General features: G+C 73.3%; 16 protein-coding genes. 8 read left to right on the plus strand and 8 right to left on the minus strand.

What is annotated here, in order from left to right:
* Positions 1–377: 377 nt before the first annotated feature.
* Complete coding sequence (locus tag AB0G84_RS02825) at positions 378–3,668, minus strand: tetratricopeptide repeat protein (protein ID WP_361314453.1); 3,291 nt, start codon at positions 3,666–3,668, stop codon at positions 378–380.
* Between the two features lie 458 nt (positions 3,669–4,126).
* Here AB0G84_RS02825 and AB0G84_RS02830 point away from each other — a divergent pair, with 458 nt between their 5' ends.
* The gene (locus AB0G84_RS02830) at positions 4,127–6,178 is read left to right on the plus strand and encodes a thioredoxin domain-containing protein (RefSeq protein WP_361314456.1); all 2,052 of its coding nucleotides are present in this window, start codon (positions 4,127–4,129) and stop codon (positions 6,176–6,178) included.
* A 60-nt stretch (positions 6,179–6,238) separates the two neighbouring features.
* Positions 6,239–7,588, plus strand: coding sequence for an amidase (locus tag AB0G84_RS02835; protein WP_361314459.1), 1,350 nt, complete (start codon positions 6,239–6,241; stop codon positions 7,586–7,588).
* Between the two features lie 93 nt (positions 7,589–7,681).
* On the opposite strand, the gene AB0G84_RS02840 is transcribed toward AB0G84_RS02835, so the two are convergent.
* Entirely contained in the window at positions 7,682–8,398 is a 717-nt protein-coding gene (locus tag AB0G84_RS02840) for a TetR family transcriptional regulator (protein WP_361314462.1), read from the minus strand.
* 319 nt (positions 8,399–8,717) lie between these two features.
* A complete protein-coding gene (locus tag AB0G84_RS02845) occupies positions 8,718–9,434 on the minus strand; it encodes a hemolysin III family protein (RefSeq protein WP_361314465.1) in 717 nt (238 codons plus the stop codon).
* A gap of 239 nt (positions 9,435–9,673) precedes the next feature.
* On the opposite strand from AB0G84_RS02845, the gene AB0G84_RS02850 reads away from it, so the two are divergent.
* The gene (locus AB0G84_RS02850) at positions 9,674–11,518 is read left to right on the plus strand and encodes a phosphoenolpyruvate carboxykinase (GTP) (protein ID WP_361314468.1); all 1,845 of its coding nucleotides are present in this window, start codon (positions 9,674–9,676) and stop codon (positions 11,516–11,518) included.
* A 178-nt stretch (positions 11,519–11,696) separates the two neighbouring features.
* On the opposite strand, the gene AB0G84_RS02855 is transcribed toward AB0G84_RS02850, so the two are convergent.
* Together AB0G84_RS02855 and AB0G84_RS02860 are read right to left on the minus strand one after the other, a co-directional pair.
* On the minus strand, positions 11,697–12,167 hold the full coding sequence (locus tag AB0G84_RS02855; protein ID WP_361314471.1) for a hypothetical protein: 471 nt from the start codon (positions 12,165–12,167) through the stop codon (positions 11,697–11,699).
* Between the two features lie 86 nt (positions 12,168–12,253).
* Complete coding sequence (locus tag AB0G84_RS02860; RefSeq protein ID WP_361314474.1) at positions 12,254–13,465, minus strand: pyridoxal phosphate-dependent aminotransferase; 1,212 nt, start codon at positions 13,463–13,465, stop codon at positions 12,254–12,256.
* 168 nt (positions 13,466–13,633) lie between these two features.
* Here AB0G84_RS02860 and AB0G84_RS02865 point away from each other — a divergent pair, with 168 nt between their 5' ends.
* On the plus strand, positions 13,634–16,210 hold the full coding sequence (locus AB0G84_RS02865; RefSeq protein WP_361314477.1) for a P-loop NTPase fold protein: 2,577 nt from the start codon (positions 13,634–13,636) through the stop codon (positions 16,208–16,210).
* 18 nt (positions 16,211–16,228) lie between these two features.
* Here AB0G84_RS02865 and AB0G84_RS02870 read toward each other — a convergent pair whose 3' ends face one another.
* Positions 16,229–17,863, minus strand: coding sequence for a D-aminoacylase (locus AB0G84_RS02870; protein ID WP_361314480.1), 1,635 nt, complete (start codon positions 17,861–17,863; stop codon positions 16,229–16,231).
* A gap of 144 nt (positions 17,864–18,007) precedes the next feature.
* Positions 18,008–19,297 (minus strand): amino acid deaminase, encoded by a 1,290-nt coding sequence (locus AB0G84_RS02875; protein WP_361314483.1) that lies wholly within the window; start codon positions 19,295–19,297, stop codon positions 18,008–18,010.
* 388 nt (positions 19,298–19,685) lie between these two features.
* Here AB0G84_RS02875 and AB0G84_RS02880 point away from each other — a divergent pair, with 388 nt between their 5' ends.
* The 4 genes from AB0G84_RS02880 (at position 19,686) to AB0G84_RS02895 (ending at position 23,897) form a co-directional block, all read left to right on the plus strand.
* Positions 19,686–21,017 carry a sugar kinase gene (locus AB0G84_RS02880; protein WP_361314486.1) on the plus strand — a complete coding sequence of 444 codons (1,332 nt, stop codon included), beginning with the start codon at positions 19,686–19,688 and terminating at the stop codon, positions 21,015–21,017.
* Complete coding sequence (locus AB0G84_RS02885) at positions 21,014–21,775, plus strand: IclR family transcriptional regulator (protein WP_361314489.1); 762 nt, start codon at positions 21,014–21,016, stop codon at positions 21,773–21,775. The genes AB0G84_RS02880 and AB0G84_RS02885 overlap by 4 nt, the downstream gene beginning before the upstream one ends.
* A gap of 92 nt (positions 21,776–21,867) precedes the next feature.
* Positions 21,868–22,278 carry a RidA family protein gene (locus AB0G84_RS02890; RefSeq protein WP_361314492.1) on the plus strand — a complete coding sequence of 137 codons (411 nt, stop codon included), beginning with the start codon at positions 21,868–21,870 and terminating at the stop codon, positions 22,276–22,278.
* A 125-nt stretch (positions 22,279–22,403) separates the two neighbouring features.
* Positions 22,404–23,897, plus strand: coding sequence for a gluconate:H+ symporter (locus tag AB0G84_RS02895; protein WP_361314495.1), 1,494 nt, complete (start codon positions 22,404–22,406; stop codon positions 23,895–23,897).
* A gap of 66 nt (positions 23,898–23,963) precedes the next feature.
* On the opposite strand, the gene AB0G84_RS02900 is transcribed toward AB0G84_RS02895, so the two are convergent.
* Positions 23,964–24,452: an ATP-binding protein gene (locus AB0G84_RS02900; protein WP_361314498.1), complete on the minus strand. Its 489-nt coding sequence runs from the start codon at positions 24,450–24,452 to the stop codon at positions 23,964–23,966.
* Positions 24,453–24,561 lie beyond the last annotated feature (109 nt).

Consider the following 24,561-nt stretch of genomic DNA (forward strand, 5'->3'; position numbering starts at 1 on the left):
CGGCGGCTCGCTGATCCGAGCGGTCAGCGAGCCGAGCCTTGCGCTGGCCACGGCGGGACCTGGTACCGCCCCGGCACCCAGCCTGGGGCACCGTCCTGGGCGCTGCCCTGGGCACTGTCCCGGTCCTGGAGACGGGCACGGTCCGATCCTTGGCACCCTCCTGGCACGGGCACTGTCCCGACCGTCGGCGGGTACGTAGGGCCGGCACGGCCCGGGGCGAACGAGTGCGGCAACCCCCGGACGGACGGACGTGTACTCGTGCCGGCGGCGGGCGGGCCGGCATACGACCACGTCCGCCGCGCCGCAGGACGCCGTGCCGTGGGCCAGGGTGCCGCGAGCCGGTGTGCAGTGGCCGGTGCCGGCGGCCGGTGTCGGTCTCACTCCAGGGCGTCCGGTGCGACCAGCACCCCCATCACCTCCCGGGCGTGGCGGTTCGGCACCATGCCGAGCCGCCAGGCCTGCCACCCCGATTCCGGCTCCACCCCGCGCTCCAGCAGCAGCCCGAACGCCTCCGCGCAGTCCTCCAGCTTGGCGTCGCGGGTCGGATGCTTCTCCCGGACCAGCTGCGCCAGCTCCTCCTGCGCGACCGCCGCGCCCACCACCGAACCGCCCGGCGAGGCGAAGGGCAGCAGTGTGCAGCGCAGGAACCGCGCCCAGTCCTCACCGCGCCGGTCGCCATAACCGGCGAACAGCCGTGCCGCCTCGTCGGCCAGCTCCAGCGCCTGCGCCGCCCGGCCGTTGCCCGCGTCGACGATCACCAGCTCCAGGCAGGACCAGGCCTCGCCGTGCGGCACCCCGATGCGCTGGAAGTCCTTGCGGGCCTCCTGGAGCAGCTGCCGGGCGAAGCCGCTGTTGCGCAGCGAGCCCGTCTGTTCCGCCCGCAGATCGCGGGTCACCCGGCCCGAGTGGTGCCGCGCGCAGGCCAGGCCGTAGCCGTCCTGCATCCGGCTGAACATCGTCCGTGCGCGCTCCAGTTGCCGTAGTGCCGCATCGTGCTCGCCCCGCTCCTCCAGCGCCTGGCCCAGGTAGTACATCGTCCAGGCCTCACCGCGGGCGTCCTCGTGCTGGTGGTGCAGCGGCAGCGCCTGCCGCAGCCCGTCCACCGCGGCCCCGGGCTCGCCGGTCACCAGCCGGGCGCGAGCCAGCTGCGTCATCGCCCAGGCCGTGCCGCGCTCGTCGTGCGTCCGGCCGTACAGCTCCAGCGCCGCGTGTAGTGCGGCCTCCGCCCGTGGCACCTCGCCCAGCCGCAGATACACCTGGCCCAGCTGGAAGTGTGCCCAGGCCTGGCCGTGCACGCTCTCGCTCTCCTCGTGCAGGGCCAGCGACTCCCGCAGCAGGGCGAGGGCGTCGGCGAGCTGGGCGCGGTCCCGCTCCACCGCCGCCAGGGCGTGCAGCGTCCAGGCCCGGTCGCCGTGCATGTCCGGACCCGACTGGAGCTCAAGCGCCTCCCGGAGCTTGTCCGCGGCCTCCGGCAGGCTGCCCTGCTGCTGGAGGGTGATGCCCAGGTCGCGCAGCGCACGGGCGGCGCCCGCCGGGTGCTCCGCCTCGAAGTAGAGGTCGACCACCGACGACAGCGTCGTGCGTGCCCGGTCCAGTTCGCCGAGCTGCCGGGCCGCCACCCCCGTACGCCACTGCACCGAGCGGACCAACAGCCCCTGGCCGCCCGTACGGGTCAGTTCGCTCAGCTCGCCCAGGCGGTAGAGGTCCCCGCGCAGCAGGCAGTAGTCGGCCAGCGCGCCCAGCAGGTGGGACACCGTCGCCTGGTCCACGCCCTGATCGGCGTGGCGCAGCGCGGCGGTGATGAAGCTGGTCTCGTCGTCCAGCCACTGCAGGGCGGCGTCCAGCGAGGTGAAGCCGTGCGAGCCGAAGCGGTCGGCACGGGTCGACGTCCGGCCGTCGACCAGCCGGATCACCGAATCGGCCAGCTCCGCATAGCCACGGATCAGCCGCTCCTGGGCCGCCCCGCGCTCCGCCGGATCCTCCTCGTCCACCAGCCGGGCGTGCGCAAAGGTGTGCACCAGCGCATGCAGCCGGTACCGCTCGCCGCGTACGTGCTCGATCAGCCCGGCCCGCGCCAGCGCCGCCAGCTGCCGCTCGGCCTCCGCGTTCGGCACGCCCAGCAGGGCGGCCGCGGCGGCCGCACCCAGGCTGGCCCGGCCCACCAGCGCCAGCCGGCGCAGCAGCTGCCGGGCGGCCTCCGGCTGCTCGGCGTAGCACAGGGCCAGGGCGCGTTCCACCGGTGGCAGCGCGCCCTGTGCCGCCAGGTTCCCGGCGAGTGCCGTGGGTGTGCGCGCGCCCAGCGCAGCGCCCGCCGTCCGCAGCGCCAGCGGCAGGCCGCCGCACAGCGCGGAGATCTCCTCGACCGCCCGGGAGTCGTACGCAGCGGGTGGGTCCGCAGCCTTCTCGCCGGCCCCGGCGGCGGTCCGCAGCAACTCCTCGGCGCCCGCGGGGTCCAGTGGGCCCACGGGCAGCTGGTGCACCCACGCCTCCAGGTCCGTCGGCAGCTCCAGCGGCGCCCGGGAGGTGACCAGCACCAGGCTGTCGGACCCCTCCGGCACCAGGGTGCGCACCTGCTCGGGGTCGTGGGCGTCGTCCAGCAGCACCGTCACCGGCAGGCCCGTCAGATGCTGGTGGTACAGCTCGCCGAGCCGTGTGACGTGCTGCTCCTGGGAGGGGCGCTCACGGAAGAGCAACTGTTCGCGCGGTGCGCCGAGTCGGTTCAGCAGGTGCAGCAGCGCGTCCCGGGTCGGCAGCGGTGCCTCCCCGGGGGTGTCCCCGCGCAGATCCACCACACAGGCGCCCCGGAACTGGTCGCGCAGCTGGTGCGTGGCCCGCACCGCCAGCGCCGTCCGCCCCGAGCCCGGCTCGCCGTGCAGCACCACCACCGTCGGTCGGGTCTCGGTGCTCGCCCGGGCCGCGTGCACCCACTGTGCGATCTGCGCAAGCTCCGCCCGGCGCCCGGCGAACGGGCCGTCCGGGCGCGGAAGTTGGGCGAAGGAGTGCTCCAGCACGGACCGCTGCCGGGCCGCCGCACTGCGGTCGGCGCCACGCAGCTGCGGCCCCCGGGCGGTGCCCCGGGACGTAGTGGCCCCCGCGCCGGTCGCCGATCCGTTGCCACGGGCCGCCGCCGTCAGCATGCGTTGCTGGTCCAGGAACGGCCGGATGCCCCGCACCTCCAGCGCCGTCAGCCACTCCAGCCGCAACTGCTCGGCCCCGCCGGGCTGCCCGCGCCGGCCCGCCTCCCGGTGCGCCGCCGGCCAGTGACCGGACGTGAGCTTCAATACCGTGGCCGCGGCACCCGCCACCAGCACGGCGGCCCCCACGCCCAGTGCGGCCCCCGCGCCCGTGCCGTACGCCAGGTCGGTGCCGAAGGCCGCCACCGCCGCCACCGCGGTCGCCACCGCCGGGGTCCCCAGCTCCTTCCGCGACAGCCGCCGTCCCAGCGACGACCGGTCGGCCGCCGCCTCGTCCAGCGCCAGGACGTACGCGGCGTACTCCTCGGCGGCGCTGCCCGCCAGCTCCGCCAGCGCCGCCCGGGCTCTGCCCGCCAGCGCCTCCCCGTCGAGCCGTCCCCCTGACCGCCGCACCTCCTCGTCCACGGCCCTGGTCAACAGCGCTTCCGCCTCCGCCCGGTGGCCATCGCGCAGTACGGCCGATGTGCCTGCCATGCCCTCCCCCTCCAGCAGTTCCAGCAGTACTCGGCGGTGATCCACGCCGTACGCACAGTGTTCCCCGTCCCCGCGGATTCCGGCAGGCCTGTGGACAACTCCCGCGCCTCCCGCACTGCGACGCACGGCAGGAGGGGAGGGTGCCACGCTGGACGGCCTGGTCGGGAGGACGCCGTCGAGCCGTTCGTGGGTTCAAGTGGGAACGGGGCATGAGCCCCCAGGAGTTCCGCAAGGCCCGGCACCCGGACGAGCCCCTTCCCGTCCGCCCCTCCATGGGCACGGTCGTCCCGGAGCGCTGAACCGGGTACGGGGCGGCGCGCACCTGCGCAGCGGCGAACCGCGCCGCACCTTCCCCGGCCGGGAATCCCCGGGCTCCGCACCCGGGAGCCCGGGGAATTCCGGCCCCGCCCCGGTGGTGCGCGACGAGCGGCCGGGCGCAGGTGGGAGAGGATGGAGGCATGCCGAACCGCCTGGCTCATGAGACGTCCCCGTACCTGCTCCAGCACGCCGACAACCCCGTCGACTGGTGGCCGTGGTCCACCGAGGCGTTCGAGGAGGCCCGCCGGCGCGGGGTGCCGGTGCTGCTCAGCGTCGGCTACAGCTCCTGCCACTGGTGCCACGTGATGGCGCACGAGAGTTTCGAGGACCAGGCGACCGCCGCGCTGCTCAACGAGCACTTCTTGGCGGTCAAGGTGGACCGCGAGGAGCGGCCGGACGTCGATGCGGTCTATATGGAGGCCGTGCAGGCCGCCACCGGGCAGGGCGGCTGGCCGATGACCGTCTTCCTCACCCCGGACGCCGAGCCGTTCTACTTCGGTACGTACTTCCCGCCCGAGCCGCGGCACGGCATGCCGTCCTTCGGGCAGGTCCTGGAGGGCGTGCGCAGCGCCTGGGCGGACCGCCGTGACGAGGTCGGCGAGGTCGCCGGCCGGATCGTCGCCGATCTGTCCGAGCGCTCCCTGGCCGGGGCGCTGGCCGCGGACCGCCGGCCGCCGCGCCCCGAGGAGCTGCACACCGCGCTGATGGCCCTGACCCGCGAATTCGACGCGGTGCACGGCGGGTTCGGCGGGGCGCCCAAGTTCCCGCCGGCCATGGTGCTGGAGTTCCTGCTCCGCCACCACGCCCGCACCGGCTCGGCCGGGGCCCTGGAGATGGTGCAGGCGACCTGTGAGGCGATGGCCCGCGGCGGCATCTACGACCAGCTCGGCGGCGGCTTCGCGCGCTATGCGGTGGACACCACCTGGACGGTGCCGCACTTCGAGAAGATGCTCTACGACAACGCCCTGCTGTGCCGGACCTACGCCCACCTGTGGCGGGCCACCGGCTCGGACCTGGCGCGCCGGATCGCGGTACAGACCGCCGACTTCATGGTCCGCGAACTCCGCACCGAGCAGGGCGGTTTCGCCTCCGCGCTGGACGCCGACAGCGACGACGGCACGGGCAGCGGACGGCACGTCGAAGGCGCCTACTACGTCTGGACGCCGCAGGCGCTGCGCGCCGTACTGGGCGAGGAGGACGCCGAGTTCGCCGCCGGGTACTTCGGCGTCACCGAGGAGGGCACCTTCGAGGAGGGCGCCTCGGTGCTGCAACTCCCCGGCACCGAAGGACCGGTGGATGCCGAACGGGTGACCTCGGTCAAGCGGCGGCTGCTGGCCGAGCGGGACCGCCGGCCGCGCCCCGGCCGGGACGACAAGGTCGTCGCCGCCTGGAACGGCCTGGCCATCGCCGCGCTCGCCGAGACCGGTGCCTACTTCGACCGCCCGGACCTTCTCCAGGCCGCCACCGACGCCGCCGACCTGCTGGTCCGCGTCCACATGGACGGCCACGCCCGGCTGCACCGCACCTCCCGCGACGGCACACCGGGCGCCAACTCCGGCGTCCTGGAGGACTACGCCGATGTCGCCGAGGGCTTCCTCACCCTCGCCTCGGTCACCGGCGAGGGCGTCTGGGTGGAGTTCGCCGGCCTCCTCCTGGACACCGTGCTGCTCCAGTTCACCGCCGAGGACGGCTCGCTCTACGACACCGCCGCCGACGCCGAGGCGCTGATCCGCCGTCCCCAGGACCCGACCGACAACGCCACGCCCTCCGGGTGGACCGCGGCGGCCGGCGCCCTGCTGTCGTACGCGGCGCTGACCGGCAGCGACCTCCACCGGACCGCCGCCGAACGGGCCCTGGGCGTCGTCACCGCGCTCGGCGTGCGGGTGCCGCGCTTCATCGGCTGGGGGCTCGCCGTCGCCGAGGCCGCGCTGGACGGGCCCCGGGAGGTCGCGGTCATCGGTGCCCAGGGCGATCCGGCCACCGTCGCGCTGCACCGCGCCGCGCTGCTCGGCACCGCCCCGGGCGCGGTCGTCGCGCTCGGCGCCCCCGGGTCCGACGACACCGCCGCGGTGCCGCTCCTGAAGGACCGCCCGCTGGTCGACGGGCGGCCCGCCGCCTACGTCTGCCGCCGCTTCACCTGTGAGCGGCCGACCACCGACGCGGAGGAGCTGACCGGGCGGCTGCGGGACTGAGGCGGCCGGGGCCCTGGCGCCCAACCGGCTGCTGTCGGTGGGCGGTTGTAGCCTTCAAGGATGACGACCTTGCTCGGGCGGCGCTGCCTGGTCCAGGAAGCCGCGGCCTTACGGGACGGCACCGACGACCCCGTCGCCGCGGCGGCCCGCACCTGCGACCGCATCGACGCGGTCGACCCGCAGGTGCGGGCCTTCCTACCCGAGGAGGGGCGGCGCACCCGGCTCCTGGCGGCGGCGCACCGGCAGGCCGCCGGGGCCCCGGACCCCATCGCCCGCCCCGCCCTGCACGGCGTCCCCGTCGGCATCAAGGACATCGTGCACGTCGACGGACTGCCCACCCGTGCCGGCTCGGCGCTGCCGCCCGAGGTGCTGGGCGGTGCGCAGGCCACCGTCGTCAACCGGCTGTGCGCGGCCGGGGCGCTGATCGCCGGCAAGACCGTGACCGCGGAGTTCGCGGTCACCGCGCCCGGGCCGACCCGCAATCCGCACCACCTGGCCCATACGCCCGGGGGCTCCAGCAGCGGATCGGCGGCCGCGGTCGCCGCCGGCATGGTGCCGCTGGCCATCGGCACCCAGACGGTCGGCTCGATGATCCGGCCGGCCGCGTACTGCGGGGTGGTCGGCTTCAAGCCCAGCTACGGCCGGATCCCGGTCGACGGGGTGATCCCCAACGCCGTCGGCCTCGACACCCTGGGGTGCTACGCCACCGACGTGGCGGGCGTCGCCCTGGCCGCGGCGGTGCTGCTCGACGGGTGGGCGGAGCCGCCGGCGGACGACGGCGCGCCGCGCCCGGTGCTGGGCATCCCCGCCGGCCCCTACCTGGAGCGCGCCGGAGACGAGGCGTTGGCCGCGTTCGACGAGCAGGCGGAGCTGCTGCGGGCGGCCGGGTACACGGTGCACGAGGTCCCCGTGATGGACGACTTCGAGCAGATCGTCGACCAGCTCTTCACGATGAACCGTTACGAGGTGGCGCGGGCGCACGCCGACTGGTTCGCCCGCTACGGCGACCGCTACCGCCCGGAGACCACGGCGGCGATCCGCCAGGGCCAGGCGATCGCCGCAGCCGACCACGCGGCGGCGCGCACCCGCCGTACGGCCTTCCGCGAACGGCTTGCGGCGGACGGCGCCGCGGCCGGTGTGGAGGTGTGGATCGCCCCGTCCGCCACCGGCCCCGCGCCCGCCGACCTCACCACCACCGGCTCCTCGATCATGTGCCTGCCCTGGAGCAACGCCGGTCTGCCGGCGCTCAGTCTGCCCGCCGGCCGTGCCGCGAACGGGCTGCCGCTGGGGCTCCAGCTCGTGGGCGGCTCCGGCGCGGACGAGGCGCTGCTGAAGGGGGCGGCGGGGATCGAGCGGGCGCTGCGCGGCGCAGGCACCGGCGCGCCGGCCGCCCCTGCGCTCAACGGGTGACCCGGTCCGTCAGCGCGTGGGACCCGTCCGTCAGAGGGTGAGCCCCCGCCGTCGCAACGTGAGTCCCCGCCGTTAGAACGTGAGTCCCCACCGTCACAGGGTGAGCCCCCGGGCCAGTACGTCCATCGTCTGGTTGAGCAGCTCGATCAGCCGTTCCAGGTCGGCGGGGCCGCCCACGTCGGCGGGGCCGCCCAGATCGGTGGGACCGTCGGGACCGGCCGGACCGGCCGGACCGGCCGGGTCGTTCTCCTCGACCCAGCGCAGCATGGCTTCCTGAAGGGCCGCCAGCACGGCGCTGCTGATGACCCGGAGCGTCAGGTCGTCGGCCTGGCGCCCCGAGCGCTCGGCCAGCACCGCGGTGATCAGCGCCGCGTCCCGGGCGGTGTTCTCCGCCGTACGCCCCCGGATCGCGGGTACGTCACGGATCAGCCGGATCCGCTGGACCAGCTCCTTGCGGTCCGCCGCACCGAGCGCGCGCAGCACCTCGACGGTGACCTGCCGCACCGACTCCACCATCGGCTCCCGCGCGGGCCGGGCCCGGAGCCCGGCCTCCAGCACGGTGGCGTACTCGCCGGAGAGCACGATGTCCTCCTTGGTCGGGAAGTAGCGGAAGACCGTGCTGGTCGAGACGTCCGCGGCCTCGGCGATCCGGTCGACCGGGGTCGCGTCGTACCCCTGGTCCTGGAAGAGCCGGAAGGCGGCCCGCTGGATCGCCTGCCGGGTCTGGATCTTCTTCCGCTCCCGCAGCCCGATCTTCGGCGTCCCGGGCGGTGTGGAGGCGGTGGTGCGTGCGGAGACCATGCGCAGCATTGTCGGGCATCGGCCGGCGCGCGGGCCACGGCCGATGCCCGTACCCACGGCCGGCGTCCCACGCCCATCCCATGACCGCCGCGCGGGACACCGGCCCGGACGTCGTTCCTCGGACACCGGTCTCGGCCTGAGGCAGCCGAGCCGCACCGCAACCGGGGCGGACCGGACCGGGCCGGCCTCCGAACCTTGACGAAGTCCTGACTGTCGGTGCCGTGTGTCACGCTGTGCTGTGGGGATGGACACGTACGGTGACTCGCCCGGTCATGTGCAAGGCCGCGCCCCAGGAGGGGCGCGGCCGAGGTGGCGCGAGGAGGGTGGCTCAGGCGTGCGTATAGGCCACGAGCGAGATGCCGACGTAGTGGACGATGAAGGCGGCCAGGGTGAGGGAGTGGAAGACCTCGTGGAAGCCGAACCAACGGGGGGAGGGGTTGGGGCGCTTGATGCCGTAGATGATCCCGCCGGCGCTGTAGAGGAGGCCGCCGACGACGACGAGGACGAGGACCGCGATACCACCGGTGTGCAGGAAGTCGGGGAGGAAGAAGACGGCGGCCCAGCCCATCGCGATGTAGCAGGGGGTGTAGAGCCAGCGGGGTGCGCCGACCCAGAAGACCCGGAAGAGGATTCCGGCCAGTGCGGCCGCCCAGACCGCCCAGAGCAGGGCCTGGCCGCGGGAGCCGGGGATCAGCAGCATCGTCAGCGGGGTGTAGGTGCCGGCGATGATCAGGAAGATGTTGGCGTGGTCCAGGCGGCGCAGGATGCCATCGGCCCGCGGGCCCCAATTGCCGCGGTGGTAAAGGGCGCTGACGCCGAACAGGAGGCAGGCGGACAGCGTGTAGATGGCGCAGGCCAGGCGGCCGCGGGGGCTGTCGGCGAGCGCGGTGAGGATGACGCCGGAGAGCAGGACGGCGGGGAACATCCCGGCGTGCAGCCAGCCGCGCAGCTTCGGCTTCAGGGGCGCGGCGGCGGCGGTGACCGCCGCGATCGCGGGCGGCGCGGAGGGAGGGGTGCTCTCGGCGGCGTCGGGCGCGGAAGTCATGGCGCAATGCTACCTACGCAACCGTAGGTTACCGGCTCATGCCCAAGTGGTGACGGTCACGAAAGCGCCCTCTGGACAGAACGGTATTCGGGTCGGATGATCAAATGAGTGCGGTCGGCACCGGATGAGCGGTCCACGAAGCATCCGGGTCGCGGCCCCCAAGGGGCAAACAACCAAAAGAAGCGGATTTCCCGGCACCCCGGGCAGCCATCCGTCCATACCCTCATCTAGGAGCGATCGTGGCGCGCGACAACGCGGCTCCCTCTCCCGTCCCGACCCGTCACCAGGAGCTCATCGCCTGGGTTGACGAGATCGCAGCGATCACCCAGCCCGACCGGGTCGTCTGGTGCGACGGCTCGGAGGCGGAGTACGAGCGCCTGTGCGAGGAGCTCGTCGACAAGGGCACGTTCCAGAAGCTCGACCCGGTCAAGCGCCCCAACTCGTACTACGCCGCCTCCGACCCCTCGGACGTGGCCCGTGTCGAGGACCGCACGTTCATCTGCTCCGAGAAGGAGGCGGACGCCGGCCCCACCAACCACTGGAAGGCCCCCGCGGAGATGCGGGAGATCTTCACCGGCGCGAACGGCGAGGGCGGCATCTTCCGCGGTGCGATGAAGGGCCGGACGATGTACGTCGTCCCGTTCTGTATGGGCCCGTTGGGCTCCCCGCTCTCCGCCCTCGGTGTGGAGATCACCGACTCGGCCTACGTCGCGGTCTCGATGCGCACCATGACCCGGATGGGTCGGCCGGTGCTCGACGAGCTCGGCGAGGACGGCTTCTTCGTCAAGGCCGTGCACACCCTGGGCGCCCCGCTGGCCGAGGGGCAGGCTGACGTGCCGTGGCCGTGCAACTCCACCAAGTACATCTCGCACTTCCCCGAGGCCCGCGAGATCTGGTCCTACGGCTCGGGCTACGGCGGCAATGCGCTGCTCGGTAAGAAGTGCTACGCGTTGCGCATCGCCTCGGTCATGGCGCGGGACGAGGGCTGGCTCGCCGAGCACATGCTGATCCTCAAGCTCACCCCGCCGCAGGGCGAGCCCCGGTACGTCGCGGCGGCCTTCCCGTCGGCCTGCGGCAAGACCAACCTCGCGATGCTGGAGCCCACGATCTCCGGCTGGACCGTCGAGACGATCGGCGACGACATCGCCTGGATGCGCTTCGGCGAGGACGGCCGGCTCTACGCCATCAACCCCGAGGCGGGCTTCTTCGGCGTGGCACCGGGCACCGGCGAGCACACCAACGCCAACGCCATGAAGACCCTCTGGGGCAACTCCGTCTTCACCAACGTCGCGCTCACCGACGACAACGACGTCTGGTGGGAGGGCATGACGGAGGAGACGCCGGCCCACCTCACCGACTGGAAGGGCAACGACTGGACGCCGGAGTCCGGCACCCCGGCCGCCCACCCCAACGCCCGCTTCACCGTCCCCGCCTCGCAGTGCCCGATCATCGCCCCCGAGTGGGAGGACCCGAAGGGCGTGCCGATCTCGGCGATCCTCTTCGGCGGCCGCCGCGCCTCGGCGGTCCCGCTGGTCACCGAGTCCTTCGACTGGAACCATGGCGTCTTCCTCGGCGCGAACGTGGCCTCGGAGAAGACCGCCGCCGCCGAGGGCAAGGTCGGTGAGCTGCGCCGCGACCCGTTCGCGATGCTGCCGTTCTGCGGCTACAACATGGGCGACTACATGGCCCACTGGGTCAAGGTCGGTCAGGTTGCCGCGGCGGAGGGGCGCCAGTCGAAGCTGCCGAAGATCTACTACGTGAACTGGTTCCGCAAGAACGACCAGGGCTCGTTCGTCTGGCCCGGCTTCGGTGAGAACTCCCGCGTCCTGAAGTGGATCGTCGACCGCCTCGACGGCCGCGCCGAGGGCGTCGAGACCCCGATCGGCATTCTGCCGGCGAAGGGGTCCCTGGACACCGACGGCCTCGAACTGGCCGACCCCGACCTGGACTTCCTGCTCACCGTCGACAAGGACGTCTGGCGCGAGGAGGCGGCGCTGATCCCCGAGCACCTCAACACCTTCGGCGACCACACGCCGAAGGAGCTGTGGGACGAGTACCGCGCACTGGTCCAGCGCCTGGGCTAGGACTGCCGCACCCGGTAACGGCCGGGGCTCGCACCTTCGGGTGCGGGCCCCGGCCCGTTGTCGTCGGCGGCCGGCCCGGGCCGCGGTGGTCACCGCGGGTGAGGGCGCGCCGCTGGGCCGGTGGAGTGAACGGCCGGGCGGCGCCGCCCGGGTCCGGGTGCGGCGGGCCGGAGCTGCCTCACGCCGAGGCGAGGTCCCGGTGGGCCGGGGCCGGGGCGAGGTCTCTTACCGGCCCGGTGTGCGCCGCCATCCGCTCCGCCGTCAGCGCCATCGCCGCGGTGTCGTTCCGGGTCGTGGCGACCGCCAGGGCGTTCCCGGCGAGGGTGTGCGCCCGCTGGTGCAGGGCCGCCACCCGGGCCGTGGCGGCGCCGTCGGTGGGCTCGGCGCGCAGCGGGTAGTGCCCGCCGCTGAGCCGGCCGACCTGCCCGGCGATCCGGTCGGCGGCGTCCGCCAGCGAGGCCGCGTCCAGCTGCCCGGCCTCCCGGTCGCCGGCCCGTAGGGCGCGGGCGTGCAGCTCGTCGGTGACGGTGAGCAGCGCGGTCAGCTGTCCGGCGAGCCGGATGTCCAGCTCCTGCTCGCGGGAGCGGTGCGGGATCTCCGGGGCGGCGGCCATGGTGTGGACCGACTTGGTGCGGATCGGTTCGTACATGGGACGGCCTCCTGAAAAAAGTCCAGGAAGCCATCCTAGCTTAGACACTGTCTAAAGTTGTGGGTCATACAGAAGATGGTGGGTGCTCAGTACTGTCCGTAGCCGTCCAGGAAGGAGCCGATACGGGTGACCGCATCGGCCAGATCGTCCTTGCTGGGCAGCGTGACCAGGCGGAAGTGGTCCGGCTCGGGCCAGTTGAAGCCGGTGCCGTGCACGATCATGATCTTCTCGGCGCGCAGCAGGTCGAGCACCATCTGCCGGTCGTCCTTGACCTTGTAGACCTTGGGATCCAGCCGCGGGAAGGCGTAGAGCGCGCCCTTGGGCTTGACGCAGCTGACGCCGGGGATCTGGGTGAGCAGCTCGTAGGCGGTGTCCCGCTGCTCCAGCAGCCGGCCGCCGGGCAGCACCAGGTCGTTGATCGACTGCCGGCCGCCGAGGGCCGTGGCGACCGCGTGCTGGGCCGGCATATTGGCGCACAGCCGCATATTGGCCAGGATCGTCAGCCCCTCGATGTACGAGGTGGCGTGCGCCTTCGGGCCGCAGACCGCCATCCAACCGCTGCGGTAGCCGGCCACCCGGTACGCCTTGGACAGCCCGTTGAAGGTCAGGGTCAGCAGGTCGGGGGCGAGCGAGGCGAACGGGGTGTGGGTGGCGCCGTCGTAGAGGATCTTGTCGTAGATCTCGTCGGCGCAGACGATCAGGTTGTGCCGGCGGGCGATCTCCGCGATGCCCTGCAGCAGCGTCTCGTCGTAGACCGCCCCGGTGGGGTTGTTGGGGTTAATGACGACGATGGCCTTGGTGCGGTCGGTGACCTTGCGCTCGATGTCGGCGAGGTCCGGCATCCAGTCGGCCTGCTCGTCACAGCGGTAGTGCACGGCGGTGCCGCCGGAGAGCGAGACCGAGGCCGTCCACAGCGGGTAGTCCGGCGCCGGCACCAGTACCTCGTCACCGTCGTCCAGCAGCGCCTGCATCGACATCTGGATCAGCTCCGAGACGCCGTTGCCCAGGTAGATGTCCTCGACGGAGAGCTCGATGCCCATGGTCTGGTAGTGCTGCATCACCGCGCGGCGGGCGGAGAGCAGGCCCTTGGCGTCGCCGTAGCCGTGTGCCGTCCCGACCGTCCGGAGGATGTCCTCCAGGATCTCGGGCGGGCACTCGAAGCCGAACGCCGCCGGGTTGCCGGTGTTGAGCTTGAGGATGCGGTGACCTGCCGCCTCCAGCCGCATGGCCTCCTCGAGCACCGGGCCACGGATCTCGTAGCAGACGTTGGCGAGCTTCGTTGACTGGATCACCTGCATGTCCGCCACCTTACGGGCGTGTTTCCACGGCCGCCCGGTGTTTTTCCCCACGTTGGTCGGCGCTCGGTGTGGGGTTCCTCACGGGCGGTGACGGCGCGGGCGCCGGCGCACTGCTGATTCCGCGGTGACCACCGCGGAACCGGGGCGTGCGCCGATACGCTCCCATGCATGCCCACCTCGGCACCGTTACCCCCAGCCGCACCGTCGCCGGCCGCGCCCCCGCTGCACGGTCCCTTCGCCCTACTCAACGACGAACCGGTCGCCGAGTCGGAGGCGGACCTGCTGGGCGCCGGCGGCGCGGCCCGCCAGCTCGCCGGCCTGCTGGTCGCCTCCCGCGACTCCACCCCCTTCACCCTCGCCGTCGACGCCGGCTGGGGCATGGGCAAGAGCAGCCTGATGCGGCTGGTCGACGCGGAGCTGACGCAGGCGCCCGAGGTGGAGACCGTCTGGTACAACGCCTGGACCTCGACCGGCGCGGACGCCCTGGAAGGACTGATCAAGTCCGTCCTGATGCGCTTCGACCGGCGGGTGCTGCGCCGCGGCCTGGCGCGGGTCACCGAACGGCGCGCCCTGCTGCGGGCCGTACGCGCGCTGACCACGGTCGCCGCCGGGCCGCTCGGGGTGGCGGGGCTGGTCGACGAGCTGTGGAAGAGCCTGTCCGTCAACTCCCAGGCCCGCAACGAGATGCGCGGCGCGATCGGCGATCTGGTGCAGGAGTGGTCCGAGACCGCCGAGTTCCAGCCACGCCGGCTGCTGGTCGTCTTCATCGACGACCTGGACCGCTGCTCGGAGGAGACGGTGCTCGCGGTCTGCGAGGCGGTGAAGGTCTATCTGGACGTACCGGGGCTGGCGTTCGTGATCGGCTGCGACCGGTCGGCGCTGGGGCCGAACGGGCTGCTGCGCGATCTGTCGCCGGCCGGTTCGGCGTTCATGGAGAAGATCTTCCAGACCAGCTACCGGATTCCGGCCGCCGACAACCACGGCGTCAAGGACTACATCCGCTGGTGCGCACGGACCGCGGGCGTGGCACCGCTGCTCGACGACGCCCTGGTGGACCTGCTGGCCCAGCGCTCGGACCGTAACCCGCGCCGCATCAAACGCCTGGTCAACGGCTTCGTGCTGGAGGCCACGCTGAACCCCGTCTGGCGCGACTTCGGCCCCGGCGCGGTGATCAGGACGCTGCTGCTCCAGTACTTCTACCCTGACTTCTACCGGATGATGACCGGCCCCTCCGGCACCGTGGACGGCGATGTGGTGGCCGAATTCCGTATGTACCGTGAGGTGCGGCGGACGCTGCTGGCGGCCGCGGCCGGGCAGCCGCCCGCACAGGAGCTGACGGCGGTACGGGACTTCCTCGCGACGTACGACCTGCTGGTGCCGGAGCCGCTCAGCACCTCCGGCCAGGCGGCACTGACCGCGCTGGAACGCCAACTGCCCAGTGAATTCCCCGACTTGGTGATCAATCCGGCGTTCACCTCGCTGGTCGACGAGCTGACCGGCCGCCCGGACGCGGACCGGCTGCTCCAGCGGCTGCGCGAGGGCCCCCTCGGCTCCGGCGGGGAGCCGACCCGGATGTCCCAGGAGTGGGCCCCGATGTGGCAGGAGATGTCGGGGTCCCGCGGGGACGGCTACGCCACGGGCTTCGGGCCGCCGCTGGCGTGGCAGGGGCCCGAGCCATACGGGGGGTATCCGGGCCAGGGCCCCGGGGGCAGCGCCGGCATGGGCGGCGGGGGCGGCCGGCCGGGGGCGGTGCGGCCGCCCGAGCCGCTGCCGTCGCCCGGCTCGCAGCCGCCGTACGGTGAGCCGGCCGTCCCGCAGGGCGTGTTTCCCGCGCAGCCGTCGTACGGTCAGGGGCAGCCGCCGGCGTACAGCCAGCAGCCGCAGCCCGCGTATCAGCCGCCACCGCTGGTCATCCCGCCCTCGTTCGACGTCCTCTGGGTCGACGACCAGCCGGACCGCAAGGGCGTGGTGCGCGAGGTGCTGGAGGCGCTCGGGGCGCAGGTGAACCATGTGCCCAAGAGTGCCGCCGCCGTGCAGGCCCTCCGCAATCGCACCCCTGACCTGCTGATCTCCGACATCAGCCGGGGCTCGGACCACGCCGCGGGCTTCGAGATGGTGGAGCGGCTCAGGGCGGACGGCAACTACGACGGTCCGGTGGTCTTCTTCACCATCCGTCGCTCCACCGACCGTGAGGAGCGCGCCGCCGGGCTGGGCGCCTCGCTGACCAACAACGCGCAGGAACTGCGCGATCTGGTGCTGGCCGCTCTCCGCGAGCCCACCGCCCCGGTCAACACGGCGGCGCTGGCTGTCGAGGCCATGAGCGTGGCCCGCTCCCAGGCCCCCGCCCGGCAACGGCACGTCGCCGCGACCGGCCTGCACGGGCTGTCCGTCCTGTGGGTGGACGACGTCGTGGACAGTGTGCGGGGCGTGGCCACGGACCTGCGCCGGGAAGGGGCCACTGTCCAACTGGCCGACACCGAGCAGGACGCCCTCGACTGGCTGGCCGCGCACCGGGTGGATCTGCTGCTCTCCGACATCACCCGCAACGGCGATGGTGAGGCCGGGTTCACCTTCGCCAAGAAGCTGCGCGACGAGGGCCGTTACCTCGGACCGCTGGGGTTCTTCGCTGGCCGGATCAATCCGGACCGCGAGGCACGGGCCCAGGCGGTCGGGGCGCTCGGGGTGACCACCGACTCGGTCGTCGTGCGGCGCTGGGTCGAGCAGGTCGCGCAGGAGCTCCGGTAGCGGCGGGGCTGAGGCTGCTCAGCCCCGCCGCCCCGCCGACCGCCGCACCGCCCGCCCCGCCAGTACGGCCGTCCGTCGCCCGTCCTCGATCACGAAGCGGCCGTCGATCAGGACGTGCGGGATGCCGGTGGGCAGCGTGCGGGGGGCGTCGAAGGTCGACCCGGCCGCGACCGTTTGCGGGTCGAAGAGGACCAGGTCGGCGCGGTAGCCCTCGCGTACCAGGCCGCGGTCGGCCAGGCGCAGTCGGGCGGCCGGGCGGGCCGTGAGATGGGCGATGCACTCCTCCAGTGAGAGCACGCCCAGCTCGCGGACGTACCGGCCCAGATAGTGCGGGAAGGTGCCGTAGGCGCGCGGGTGCGGCTTGTCGCCCTGGAGGATGCCGTCGCTGCCGCCGGTGTGCACCCGGTGGCGCATGATCTGGCGGACGTTCTCCTCATGGCCGACGTGCTGAAGGATCGTCGAGCCGAGGCGGTCGTTGATCAGGAGACGGCGGGCGGTCACCCATGGCTCCTCGCCGCGCTCGGCGGCGCTGCGGGCGAGGGTCTTGCCGACGCAACCGGCCAGCCCGGGGTCCGTGACCCCGGAGATCTCGATGGTGTCCCATTCGATGGGCACACCGTGGCAGCCGTCGGCGCCCTCGACCTCCATGACGTGCCGGATGCGTTCGGCCGCCGCGTCGTCCTTGAGGCGGGCGAGGATCGCCTCCGGCCCGCCCTCGCTCGCCCAACTGGGCAGCATCGCGACCAGCGTCGTACAGCCCGGGGTGTAGGGGTAGGTGTCGAGGGTGAGGTCCGCGCCGGCGTCCAGGGCCCGGTCCAGGAGGGACAGCAGCTCGGGCGCGCGGCCCTCGTTGACGCCGAAGTTCAAGGTGGCGTGGGCGAGATGGAGCGCACAGCCGGCCTCCCGGGTGAGCGCGATCATCTCGGCGTACGCCTGGAGGGCGCCGGCCCCGTAGGAGCGGTGGTGTGGGCAGTAGTAGCCGTCGTAACGGGCCACCACCCGGCACAGCTCGGTGAGTTCGGCGTCGGACGCGTACATGCCGGGGGTGTAGGTCAGGCCGGAGGAGAGGCCGACCGCGCCCTGCTCCAGGCCCTCGGCGACCAGCTGCCGCATCCGCGCGAGCTCGTCGGGGGTGGCGGGGCGGTCCTCCCAGCCCAGGGCGAGCATCCGGACGGTGCCCTGCGGGACGAGGTAGGCGGCGTTGACCGCGATGCCGGCGCCGCCGAAGCCGTGGTCGAGGCGGTCGAGGTACTCGCCGACGGTGCGCCAGGTGAAGTCGACGGAGGTGTCGCCCGGGCCGCCGCCGTTCCAGCCGGCGATCTGGGTGCGGATCTCGGCCCGGGTGCGGTCGTCGACCGGTGCGTACGACAGGCCGTCCTGGCCGAGGACTTCGAGGGTGACGCCCTGGGCGGCCTTGGCCTCGTGCCCGGGGTCGCGCAGCAGCGCCAGGTCGCTGTGGGCGTGCATGTCGATGAAGCCGGGGCACAGGGCGAGGCCGCCCGCGTCCACCACCCGCGCGGCGCCGGGGCGCGGGCCGGCGTCCCCCTTCCGGAAGACCGCGGCGATCCGGCCGCCGGCCAGCGCGACATCGGCACGGTAGGACGGACCACCGGACCCGTCGATGATCCGTGCGTCGCGGAACACGGTGTCCATGGCGGCTGCCTTTCGCGCGGTGCCGGGGCGGTGCGGGGCGGGGCCTGTGTGGTGCAGGCGTGGTCCGCAAAAGACGGCGTGGTCCCCGGAAGACGGCGCGGTCGTCAGGGGAACGGCGCGGTCCTCAAAAGAACGTCACGGACCTCAGAAGAAGGTGCGGATGAAGTCGGTGACCGTGCCGTCCCGTTCGACCAGCGGGATCAGTTGCCACTTGTCGAAGGACGTGCAGGGGTGCGACAGGCCCAGCGCCACCCAGTCGCCGACCTCCACATCGCCGGGACGCTCGGTGGACAGCCAGGCGTGCTGGTCGGACAGCCCCGTGACGGTGAGCCCCTGCGCCGGCCGCTCGGTGCCGTCCCGGCCGGACCGTACGGCCTGGGCCTGCGGCAGATCCAGGTCGTGGGCGGCGTCGCGCTTGCCCGCGTTGACGAACGCCTGGGTGGGCGTGGGGCGGGAGACCACCTGCGCCCACAGACGGAACGCCGGTTGCAGGGCGCCCTCGTCCGGGATGCGGTTGAAGGGGGTCAGCCGGCGGTAGTGGCCGCTGTCGTGCGAGACGTACGCGCCCGAGCGCAGCAGCTTCAGGACCGGGGCGGACAGCTCGGGGATCTCGTCGAAGACCTCGGCGACCGTGTCGAACCAGGCGCTGCCGCCGGCGCTGACCACGATCCGGTCCAGGTCGGCGAACCGACCGGCCTGGTCCAACTCCACGGCCAGCGCGACCAGTCGGCGCAGCCAGGACGCCACCCGTGCGGGGGTGGCGTCGGGCACCTCACCCTCGTAGCCGGCCACGCCCACCAGACGGAGGGTGTCTACGCCCGCGATGGCGTCGGCGAGTTCCCGGCACTCGGTCTCGGTGCGGACGCCGGTCCGGGCGCCGTCGCCGGCGCCCAGCTCGATGACCACGTCCACCGGGCGGGTCGCACCGGCCTCCCGCAGCGCCCGGTCCATCAGCTCGATGCCGCGCAGCGAGTCGACGTAGCAGATGAGGTGGAAGTGGGGGTCGTCGGCGAGTTCACCGGCGAGCCAGCGCAGCGCGGCGGCGTCAACGACCTCGTTGGCGAGGAAGATCCGCTGGATCCCGAAGCGGCGGTAGACGCGCAGCTGGTGGGGGACGGCGGCGGTGATGCCCCAGGCGCCGTACTCCAGTTGGCGGGCGAAGAGCTGCGGGGCCATACAGGTCTTGCCGTGCGGGGCGAAGGCGAGGCCGTGCCGGTCGGCGTAGGTCTCCATCAGGGCGAGGTTGTGCTCGACCGACTCGGCGGAGAGGGCCAATACGGGGGTGGTGAAGCCGCCGTCGAAGAGGTTGCGGCGCTCGGCGGCCAGCTCGCCGACGGTCAGTCCCTCGGCGTCCGGCGGAAGTCCCTTGAAGCGGTGGTCGACCCGTTCGTCCGCGAGTTCCTGCAGTCCCTGCGCGAGCCGCTCACCGGCCATGGACGCCTCCTCACACGATCTTGTTGCACCCTCTGCAACACCCGTTGCGTATATCGCTGGCAGCTGTCTAACATCCGGCCCATTGCCCGGTCAATGGTGGGAGACCCGCCCGGCGACGCGCCCTGAGACCCGCCCGGAAATCCGCCCTGAGACCCGCCCGGAAACGCGCCGGGATGCCTGCGGGGAGACCTGGTGGGAAGCCTGGTGGGGAGCCGGGCGGCGGCGGCCCCGGGCGCCCGCCCGACCCGGGCCCGGACCTCACCCGAGCCCGACCCCGACTCGGACCCGGACCTGACCCGAAGCCGAACTCGACCCCGCCCCGGACCCGCCCCGGACCTGCACCACGCGCACCGCCCCGACGAGCCGCACAGCGAAGGAGGCACCCGACGTGAGCAGGCCCCCGAACGCCGGCGAACGCCCCGCCCCGGACGGCCCCCGCGTCCCGGACGGCGGCCCCGCCCCGAACGGCACCCCTGCCTCGTACGGCATTCCCGTCCTGGACGGCGCACCTGCCCCGGACGGCCCCCCTGCCCCGGACAACACCCACGTCCCGTACGACACCCGCCTCCCGGACGGCACACGCGTCCCGGACAGCACCCCCGCCCCGGACGTCGACGTCGTCTGTCTCGGCGAGTCCATGGTCACCTTCCTGCCCCGCCACCCCGGCCGGCTGGCCGAGGTGCCCTCCTTCGACCGCGCCATCGGGGGCGCCGAGTCCAACGTCGCCTGTACCCTCGCCCGCGCCGGGCACACGGCGCGCTGGATCTCCCGGGTCGGCGCCGACGGCTTCGGCGACCACCTCGTCACCGCCATCGCCGGCTGCGGGGTCGATGTCTCCCTCGTACGGCGCGACCCGCGGCGCCCCACCGGCGTCTACTTCCGCACCGCCGGCGACCGCGCCACCGGCGCCCATGAGGTCGCCTACTACCGGGCCGGGTCGGCCGCCTCCGCGATGTCCGTCGGCACCGTGCCGGCGGCCGCGGCCGACTCCGGGCGGGTGCTGCACCTGTCGGGGATCTCCGCCGCGCTCTCCGCCGACTGCCTCGGCCTGCTGCGCGCCCTCACCGCCCGCCGGGCCGGCCGCCCCCTGGTCTCCTTCGACGTCAACCACCGCCCCGGCCTGTGGGACGATGCCGCGGACACCCGGGTGCTGCTCGACCTCGCCCGCGGCGCCGACCTGGTGTTCGTCGGCGAGGACGAGGCGGCCGACGCCTGGGGCCTGACCGGCGGCCCGGACGCGGTACGCGCCGCCCTGCCCGAACCCGCCACCCTGGTCGTCAAACGCGGGGCCGCCGGCGCCGTCGCTTACGACCGGCACGGCGGCCGGCACGCCGAACCCGCGCCACGGGTCGGGGTGGTTGCCGCCCCCGGCGCGGGCGACGCCTTCGCCGCCGGCTTCCTCGCCGCCACCCTGCGCGACCTGCCCGTCCCCACCCGCCTGCGGTACGGCCACCTGTGGGCCGCCGCGGTCCTCACCGTCCCCGGCGACCTCGCGGAGCCCCCCTCCCGCGCGCACGCCGACCGACTGGCCGCTCTTGGCCCCGCAGCCTGGGGGACACTGCGCCTCGGCCCTGGCTGGACGAAGTCCACGGCGGCCGACGAACGGGCCGTCGAGGAGGCCCACGCCGTGCACGATGCCGGCCCTCCGCGCGGCGAGCCAACCACCCAGCGGCGTGCCCCGGACGAAGACCGGGCCGAGCGGAGCGAGGCACCAGCATGAGCCAGACCGTCGACCGCGCCCTGAGCATCCTGCCGCTGCTCGCCGGGGGACCCGCCGACCTGGGACAGGTCGCCGACCGGCTCGGCGTCCACAAGTCCACCGCCCTGCGGCTGCTGCGCACCCTCCACGAACACGGCCTCGTCCACCGCCAGCCCGACCAGCGCTACCGGCTCGGCGCCCGGCTGTTCGCGCTCGCCCAACAGGCTGCCGAGAGCCTCGACGTACGCGAGATCGCCCACCCCCACCTCGTCGCACTCAACGAGAAGTGCGGACACACCGTCCACCTCGCGGTCCTGGAGGAGAACGAGGTCCTCTACATCGACAAGGTCGAGAGCCGCTACCCGGTCCGGATGTACTCCCGGATCGGCAAGCCCGTCGCGATAACCGTCGCCGCGGTCGCCAAGTTGCTCCTGGCCGACCTGCCCGAAGCGGAGCGCCGCGCCCTCGCGGAGAGGCTCGACTACCCCCTCTACACCCCCCGTTCGACACCGAACGCCCCGGCCTTCCTCGCCGAGCTGGCCACGGTGCGCGAACAGGGCTGGGCCACCGACCTCGGAGGCCACGAGGAGTCCATCAACTGCGTCGGCGCACCCGTCCGGGGTGCGGACGGCCGGGCGGTGGCCGCGATGTCGGTCTCCGCGCCGAACGTCGTCGTCGGCGCCGAGGAACTCCTCAAGCTGCTCCCGCTGGTGCGCCGCACCGCCGACGCCATCAGCCGGGAGTACTCCGGGACCACCGCACCGAAGGACCCCGTATGACGGACAGGATCTCTCCGAAGGACCCCGTATGACGGACAGGATCCTGCCGAAGGACCCCGTATGACAGACAGGATCTCGCCGAAGGAGACCGTATGACGGACAAGATCGCACTCACTCCCGCCACCCACACCACCCCGCCCGCGAAGTTCTCCCACGGCGTCCGGAAGGGCAACCTCCTCCAGGTCGCCGGCCAGGTCGGCTTCCTGCCCGCCGTAGAGGGCCAGCCGCCGACGCCCGCCGGCCCCACCTTGCGCGAGCAGACCCTGCAGACCCTCGCCAACGTCCGCGCGGTCCTCGAAGAGGGCGGCGCCACCTGGGACGACGTGATGATGATCCGCGTCTACCTCACCGACGTGGCGCACTTCGCCGAGATGAACGAGATCTACGACGCCTACTTCGAGGCGCAGGGCCTGACCCAGGCCCCCGCCGCCCGCACCACCGTCTACGTCGGACTGCCCCAGGGCCTCCTCATCGAGATCGACGCCCTCGCCGCCCTGAGCTGAGCCACCACCCGTGCCCTTAACCGGTCCGCACCACCCGCCGCACGGCGCGGCGCCCCGCACCCCCGGGGCGCCCTGCCGCGGTCCCCCCTGCCGCGAAACACCCTGCCTGACAACGGAGTCACCGCATGTTCCTCGCTGCCACGGACCCCGCCGCGCCGCCACCCCACACCGGCGGGCTGCTCGCCGTGATACCCGGCACCGCGGGCCTGCTGACGGTCGCCGCCCTCGGCATCGCGCTGCTGCTCCTGCTGATCATCAAGGTCCGCCTCCAGCCCTTCGTGGCGCTGCTCGGCGTCTCCCTCGCGGTCGGCCTGGCCGCCGGCCTCTCCGTCACCGAACTCTTCGGCACGGTCCAGAAGTCCGACGCCGTCTCGATGATCGAGACCGGGATGGGCGGCATCCTCGGTCATGTCGCCCTCATCATCGGGCTGGGCACCATGCTCGGTGCGATTCTCGAAGTCTCCGGCGGAGCCGAGGTGTTGAGCGACCGTCTGCTGCGCCTCTTCGGCGAGCGGCGCGCCCCGCTGGCCATGGGCGTGACCGGCCTGATCTTCGGCATACCGGTCTTCTTCGACGTCGGCATCTTCGTCCTCGCGCCGATCGTGTACGCGGCCGCCAAGAGCGGGGGCAGGTCGATCCTGCTCTACTGCATGCCCCTGCTGGCGGGCCTGTCCATGACCCACGCCTTCCTGCCGCCGCACCCGGGCCCGGTGGCGGCGGCCGGACTGCTCCACGTCGACCTCGGCTGGGTCGTCCTGATGGGCCTGGTCTGCGGGCTCCCCGCCGTGCTTGCCGCTTGGGGGTACGCGGCCTGGATCGGCGAGCGGCTGTTCGTCGGGGTGCCGGCGGACATGGTCGAGGCGGCCGAGGAGGCCAGGGCGGCGGTCGCCGCCGAGCGGGCCGCGGTCGCCGCCGGGCGGGCCGTGGCCGGCGGCGGGCGGGCGGAGCGGCCGGTACCGCTGGGCACCGTCCTCGCCGTCATCGGCACCCCCCTGACCCTGATCCTGCTGGCGACCTTCTCCTCCATCGTGCTGCCGCCCTCCACCGGCCGCTCGGTCCTCGAGTTCTTCGGCCACCCCTTCGTCGCCCTGACCCTGGCGCTACTGATGGCGTACTACCTGCTGGGCATCCGCCGGGGCTGGTCCCGCGCGTCGCTGGGCACCGTCTCCACCGCGTCGTTGAAGCCGGTCGGCAACATCCTGCTGGTGGTCGGCGCGGGCGGGGTCTTCGGCGCCGTCCTCAAGGGCAGCGGCGTGGCCACCGCGCTCTCCGACGCCTTCCACCACGTCGGCCTTCCGGTGATCGTCCTGGCCTACCTCCTCGCCCTGGTCCTACGGGTGGCCCAGGGCTCGGCGACGGTCGCCATCGTCACCACGGCCGGCATTGTCGTCCCCCTCATCGAGGGCCAGCACCTGTCCCAGGCCCATCTCGCGCTGGTCATCATGGCGATCTCGGCGGGGTCGATCTTCGCCTCGCACGTCAATGACGGCGGGTTCTGGATGGTCAGCAAGTACTTCGGCATCACCGAGCGCGACACCCTGACGTCCTGGACGGTGCTGGAGTCCGTGCTCTCGGTCGCCGGGTTCGCGGTAGCGGCGCTGGTGAGCCTGGTCGTCTAGGGGCGCCGCACGCAGGATCCACGTACCCGTTGCCGGGCGTCCGCCACCGCACCGGACGCCCCGCCGTCATCCCGTCTGCCCGTACGCCCGTGCCCCCGCGCGGGGCAGTACGGCCCACAACCGCGTTCCGTCACCGCTCTCCGACGATCCGCCGATTCCCCACTCGCCTTCGCAGGCGTGCATGACACAGGCCAGCAGCAGGAGTACGGACCGCCGCCGCGCATCGCAGGCCGCCGCGAGCCGGCGGTGCGTATGGCGTGGGTGCCCGTCGTACAGGCTGACGCGCAGCGCGTCGTCGCGGTAGCGCAGCGAGAGATAGACGCTGTCGGATGGCGTGAAAAGGCAGGCACAGGCGGTGAGTTCACCGACGACTTGGACGGCGGCCGCCGTCACCTCGCGCAGGCCGTGCGCCTCCAGGAGCGTACGGGCGGCCGAGCGTGCGACGGCCGGACTGGCGAGCGCGGCGGGGAGGGTGAGGCTGTAGGCCAGGTTCTCCGGCACACGGGGTGTGCGCGTCTCGACGGGATGCGGGCAGACGGTCACGGCTGCGGACATGGCAACTCCCTGCATGTCAAGGGTGGTTGATGGTGCGGCAGCCGGTGGCCTGTCTCCCTGGCGCGGCCGGCCCCTCCCAGGGCAGGAGGATGCGGGCAGGCTCGCGCGA

Origin of the sequence: Streptomyces sp. NPDC020742 (genome assembly GCF_040641675.1) — a bacterium.
Lineage (GTDB): Bacteria > Actinomycetota > Actinomycetes > Streptomycetales > Streptomycetaceae > Streptomyces.